The sequence below is a fragment of the Streptomyces sp. NRRL S-495 genome, from assembly GCF_000966955.1.
Lineage (GTDB): Bacteria > Actinomycetota > Actinomycetes > Streptomycetales > Streptomycetaceae > Kitasatospora > Kitasatospora purpeofusca.
The window spans coordinates 1-405 of the sequence record NZ_JZWY01001147.1 but is presented as its reverse complement, the minus strand read 5'-3'; the positions used below and the strand labels follow the sequence as shown (position 1 = coordinate 405).

Here is a 405-nt window from a genome sequence, read left to right as displayed (position 1 = left end):
TCTCTTGACTGGTCATGCTCGCAACCTACGACGGCGCGGCAGCACCCGCCGCCGGGCGGGACGGCGCGGCGACGGCCTGGGAGGGCTCCGCCCTCGCGATCGGCGTGCACCTGCGCCGCCGGCTGCCCGGCCCGGTCTGCGGGATCTCCGCCCCCGACGAGCAGCCCACGCGCCGTAGACCGCCCCGCCCCCGCCACGAGCACCCGAGGAGCGGTCACGCCACCACCCCGCCCGGCAACGTCAAGATGGTGGTGGCCAACGGGTGTCGGCTACCGCGGATCCGCTGCACGGCGCTGGGCGGCGGCGAGCACCAGGGCGGCCGCGCAGGCCAGCAGCGCTGCCGCGATCACCAGCGTCCAGCCGCGCCGGAAACCGTCCAGGGCGGCCTGCGGCCCGTGCGGGATT

The 405-nt window shown here is 77.0% G+C and carries 1 protein-coding gene; it reads left to right on the top strand.

Features of this window, described 5'->3' with window-relative positions:
* Positions 1 to 14 precede the first annotated feature (14 nt).
* Positions 15 to 405, top strand: a 391-nt coding sequence (locus VR45_RS47690) for a hypothetical protein (RefSeq protein WP_159394546.1), incomplete at its 3' end; no start/stop codon positions are given.